Origin of the sequence: Exiguobacterium sp. OS-77, from assembly GCF_000414195.2 — a bacterium.
GTDB lineage: Bacteria > Bacillota > Bacilli > Exiguobacteriales > Exiguobacteriaceae > Exiguobacterium_A > Exiguobacterium_A indicum.
Genome location: NZ_DF239011.1, coordinates 1 through 5,353 on the forward strand (window position 1 = coordinate 1; position 5,353 = coordinate 5,353).

General features: G+C 37.8%; 4 protein-coding genes. All 4 read right to left on the reverse strand.

What is annotated here, in order from left to right:
* Nucleotides 1–1,384 precede the first annotated feature (1,384 nt).
* The gene (locus EXG77_RS16235; RefSeq protein WP_052017245.1) at nt 1,385–1,807 is read right to left on the reverse strand and encodes a PBECR2 nuclease fold domain-containing protein; all 423 of its coding nucleotides are present in this window, start codon (nt 1,805–1,807) and stop codon (nt 1,385–1,387) included.
* On the reverse strand, nt 1,804–2,730 hold the full coding sequence (locus tag EXG77_RS16240; RefSeq protein WP_119182634.1) for a hypothetical protein: 927 nt from the start codon (nt 2,728–2,730) through the stop codon (nt 1,804–1,806). Before EXG77_RS16240 ends, EXG77_RS16235 begins: the two co-directional genes overlap by 4 nt.
* 422 nt (nt 2,731–3,152) lie before the next feature.
* Nucleotides 3,153–4,163, reverse strand: a complete 1,011-nt coding sequence (locus EXG77_RS16245) for a hypothetical protein (RefSeq protein ID WP_035399513.1) — start codon at nt 4,161–4,163, stop codon at nt 3,153–3,155.
* A 438-nt stretch (nt 4,164–4,601) separates the two neighbouring features.
* Complete coding sequence (locus EXG77_RS16250; RefSeq protein WP_035399515.1) at nt 4,602–5,078, reverse strand: hypothetical protein; 477 nt, start codon at nt 5,076–5,078, stop codon at nt 4,602–4,604.
* Nucleotides 5,079–5,353 lie beyond the last annotated feature (275 nt).

Below are 5,353 nucleotides of genomic sequence, written 5' to 3' on the forward strand. Positions count from 1 at the left end.
CCTTCAACATCCCTCGCACGACACATGAACCCGTCGTTGATCTTCATCTTTCCTGAACTTTCTATTCTTTTTTTAAATAAAAAGACTTGTAGAACCTGAAGAGCGAGGGCATACTGCGGGAGGCAGGCGAGGAAAACGGCTGGATGGGCAGACTAACCCCTTGCAAAAAGGAAAGAGTTAAATCTGCCCATCGGTGCACTGCGTCCAGTGTAGGACGAGGTATCCGTATGTCTAGGCGTTCCAAGATTGCAGGGGAGTCTCGCCCCTACGATATGACTCGCTGCACTCGCGCGCACACAAGGCGTTTCCACGCCCTACCTTGCTGCCTTTCGGCGACTCGTCATATAACCCACTGTATGGCGGCCAAAAGCCGTCATATGTCGTGTCACAGCAATCATACAGCCGCCTACTAGGAAATTCCCCACCGTTTGTCGTGGGACTGCCTACGGTCTCGTACCATATGACCCCGTCTGAACCTCTCAACGATCTTTACCGTATCCCTTCGGGACTTAGGCTATGTACAGGGCTCTCCGTCCTTCCCCTGCTAACGTCGCGCCACGTGCTGGAACTGCGGTGACGACCGATCCATTCTACTGCGTCGGCTGGATGAACCTACTCGTTTAAAGAGCGAGTGCGGACCTCTTTTATATGTAAGACCAAAACAAAAAGGACATCGTTCAGTAGCGAGTTTCGTAAAACTCGCTACTGAACGATGTCCTTTTCTCTACTTAAAACCTTGTAAAAGCTAGGTTTCCTTAGTATGATAAGTGCATCTAAGTTGAAGTCACGTCCAATGTGCCTTCAACGATCAATAGCTAGTGTTCCCGCACTCGCTATTCAAAAGCGTCACTTCGTTGATCATCTACTCGTTTCCCGACAAGTAGATGGGAGAAGTGGCGTTTTTTGTTGTTCCGTCCGTATTTTGTTACTGATTATTGTACGCTTACATCAATTTTCTGACAACATTTTATTTTTATCACGCATCAAATCTCGATTCAAAAAAAGAGATTTCAAATCGTTTTTTAAATTGAAAATTCATTTTTTTGGTGGCAACCGCCGTGCCAAAATGCCGTTTTTAGTGGCACGCGGTGTGACCTTTTGGCGATTTTGATGATATCAGGGAAACACTAGGCTCCGCCTAGGCTAGCACGCTGAGTGATAGCAGTTTCCCCTTATGCTCTTTTTTCCGTTTTCCATAAAAAAAAATCTCTTATCGATTCGACAAGAGACCTAAAAAAATCAACAAATTATTGGCAGGTGGCAATCTGCATCTCTTCAAAGACCTCTCGATAAAAGAGGCGTGGCGGCTGCCTGTTCCGCCCTCAAAAATTTGCTGATCTATCTTTAAACGCAATGAAATTATAACGTAGAAGTAGGTCTTTGTCTATTTGTCGATTATTTTCATTCGTCCACTTTCTAAATAAATTTTGAGCTTATTTTCGTTCAAAGGATATAAAGTTCGAATCGCCAAAGGACCATCCGCCTTTACTCTAACTGCAATCAGAACGATTTTATCTAATCGCTTAACATATTCAATGCTATTATTTGTAGGATGCAAACCAATGTAGTCAGGATCATTTATTATGTCGGGCATAGACTCTAAATGACTAAGGTACTCTTCCTCACTACTAAAGTCTTTTTTGTGTCTTTCAATGTGTCGTAGACGATCTTTCCACAAGACTATCTCTAATTCTTTATTAGACGCAATTCCCAATTCAGTGAGGATTTCTTTCTTAGCAACACCAACAATGTGTGGTCCTTTTTTCATATTTTTAATATCTAGTTTGAAAACACTTTGATTAGTCATATCGTTTTTCCTTCTTTCACTTTACTTTCCTCACCTTCCTCTGATTCGTCCTCTTCACTTTCTAACGTAAAGAACTCTTCAAATAATCCAAAGTCAACTTCAGGATGATCTTTCAAATCATTCTCATCAGCCTCCTTTAACTCATCGAAAATGTCACTTACATCTTTTGATTTGTTATTGAGTTGGATTGGGGAATCATTATCAATAGCGATACCTTGAATCGGTTTATTATTGTATTGGAATTTGCTTGAGAACGTTGCTATGTTTTCAATTTCAAGTTCGGAAATCGAGTATTCCGACATTCTTCCAAATTCGTAAGTATGACTTATACATACACCGTTTTTACGCTGCGTAATAATCAAAAGAAAATGCTTCGGAAGGGTCTCTTTTTTTGTCACCTTCCATTGGAATAGATGGTAAACTCTAATGATTTCGCCATATACTTCTTTTCTCTTAGAAACTACTTCAACCAAATTTTTTACAAGCTTCTGGTTATCTTCTTTAAAGATTTTAGAATTGGATGGTGCCAAGTTCATCCATGTATCTCCATACGGGATTATAAATGTTGTATTAGTAACTTTATCTACGCGTTCTCTGTGAATAAGATCGGCATCAACTAAAACTTTGATCCAATTGTCGATTGTTCTTGTTTGAGTGTTAAAAAAATTCGCTATCTTTTGGATGCTATGCCAACTATGACCTGTTGTATTATCAGCACTAAAAGAAAAATACAAGTATAGGCGTAATGGACCCGCTTCCAAAGTAGATAAGTGTCTTTCTTTAAAACTCGAATACAAAAGCGTAAAAGAAGCATTAGAAGTCTTGTTTGCTGTTCTCCAAGAAGAGTAGTAATTTTTGATCAATTCGTTTTTTTCTACTGGTAGTGATCTATTCATAAGAATCTTTACTTTTTTACTACTCATAAGACTTCCTCCTGTATAAAACATCTATTTTTTATCATGCTAATACATCCATAACGCAAAAACAACACACCAAAACGCACCTAAATACGAAACCAAACGCACAACTATTAGATAATATTTGCGCTATATTTCGTCCAAACTATACTCATATCCAAACCCATAACAACACTCATAACATAGCCAACTTAACCATACGAAATCCGGCCGCGAATTTTTTATCGCGCCGGACCATTTTTTTGGGGAAAATAAAAAAACTTTTAAAAACTCGCAAGCGAGAAAATAAAAGTTTGTGAAAACGGGTGATTCCGCTCGTTTTTTTCGTGCTTGGCTTGATACCAACGGTATCCTTGCGAGGAATTGTCATTTCACGCAAGGATATGAAAAAGCCATCATTCCGAAGAAGAAATGATGGCTTTTCTTAATTACTTATCTTTTTTTGCATCTGCAATTCTATACGCCTCAATTTCATCTGCTGTTAAAACAGCAGATCCGTTAGCAACTATATGACTGATATTGCCTGCGAAGCTGCTCTTTAATTTTTTGTCTGCAAGCGTACGTTGAATTAAATAACGCTTCGTAGACAAATCTAAGTCTCTGATTTCAATTTCTTTAATTTTATCATGCGATGGCGGTTTGACCGTACCATCTTTTTTAATTGTGTTGTACTCAGAATCCATGTTTCTATAATCATCTTGTCTTCTGTACAGAGTGTGAGACAAGTACTTTTTAGGGTCATATAGAAAAGTTCTAGAGATAATATTAATAGGAATTAGTAACACAGGCTTCCCACCATTAGATAAAGCTCTTTCTTTAAAGAGAACCCATTTCTCGTGTTCAACATCCCATGCGTGACCAATTGTATATGGCTCATTGAAGTAATACATGTCCTTAACCTTATGCTTTTTAGCTTGAATCAAAGTAAACTCTGCAAGCTCTGGAAGGATTAAACTGATAATAAAGTCTGACATTCTATCGTAAGCGAAATTTTCAGTGAAGAGAGTCAGTTCCTCAAAGTCACTAATGACACCCTGTTCTAAAAGATTTTCGGTATAGATATAGTCAAACGCATCTTTGAGAATCTCAAAAGAGCTACCCTTCCCAGGTGAATCAATCTTTCCAAATCCCAAATGCGTTGCTTGTGTTTCTTTCGCATATCCAAGAATACTCTTAAAAATCGCTTCATTGGCAGCATCGTCTTTATCAAGAGTTTCGTATAAAGACAAAACCTTGTTAAAGAAACTATCGATTTTTTCTTGCATACGAATGAACAGATATTGATACTCACTTTTTCTAGTAGATTCATACTTTATTCTTGCTGCATCAACGAAAAATAGTGAATCAGCATTAACGTAAACATCTAAGAAATCAAAGGATTCTTGAGTCCCCTTAATCTCAAATCTCTTGCTAAATAAAATTTTTGTTTTTTTATTCATAAATATCCTCTCAGACCTTTTAGGTCATTTTTTATTGAAGAGAGGACTTTATTCATGCTACATTACTTATGACGGTAAGAAAATGTAGTGTATTTATAAAGCCTCTCTGAATTGCGATCCAGCATATTCGAGGCTTTTTTTTTGCTTTTCCGCTTTCGTCTTTTCCAAATCGAACCAACCCTCCCAATTAAGCCCTATAAGAGACTAGAAAAGTCCCTTAATGAGGATATCATATTCAGAAAATTTAGTCAATCAGAAAATACGTTCTATTTTTTTATCTTCATATATATATCATTATTTATTTTTTTATTATGTTGAACATTTTATAGGGATTCAAAAAAGGATTGTATTAGGCATTTGTAAAAACACTTACAAATGCCTAATACAATCCTTTTCAGTAATAGCCTATTTAACAAGAAGAATAAAATCACCTACAAATTATTTTTGTCTACGTACATAATCGCGTAATACCCCTTCTACTAATTCGTACAGCTTCACATCATTTTCAAGAGCAATATGTTTTAGCTGCTTATGTAATGCTACATCAAGATCAAGTGATACCTTTTTACGAATGATTCGTTCAGTTCTCGTCTCAATATCAAAATAGACATCATCCAGTTGAGCCTGCCCTGTCACTGGATCTACTTTAAGAGGTTCTTGTTCTTGCGCTTTCCCTTGCTTCGATTTAGTAATGCGACTCGATTGAACGAAATCTAAGACTCGTTTTTTTTCATTTGGATGACCTTGTTCGATATGCCATCTCTTGGTTTGTTGATCAAACGTCGCTCCAGCAAGTTTCATCGCTTCACGAAGCTTCTCACGTCCTACTGGAGCATAGGTTTTCGCTACATCGAGGAATTTCATTTGTTTGTTGAATTCAATGACATCCAGAATCGTTAAGTCCATATTCTTCATTCCTTCAAACCCTCCTTAACAGATAACCAACTATTAACCTTCCTTTTTACCCTCTTAATTTTCTATATGATAGGGCTAGACACCTGCATTCTTTCTTCAAGTTTGGGAATCATAGAACGTTCGGTAATTGATATAAACAATCCTTTCTTCTTTCTCTCTGGATGCCTGTTTAAGATTTTCGCTTTCCTGATCTACCGCACTTCGTTCCGGCGTTTACGCCTTCACTTCGCTTGCTGGCGCACTGCGGCATGTTGAATGGAATCGCTTCGCTCCCT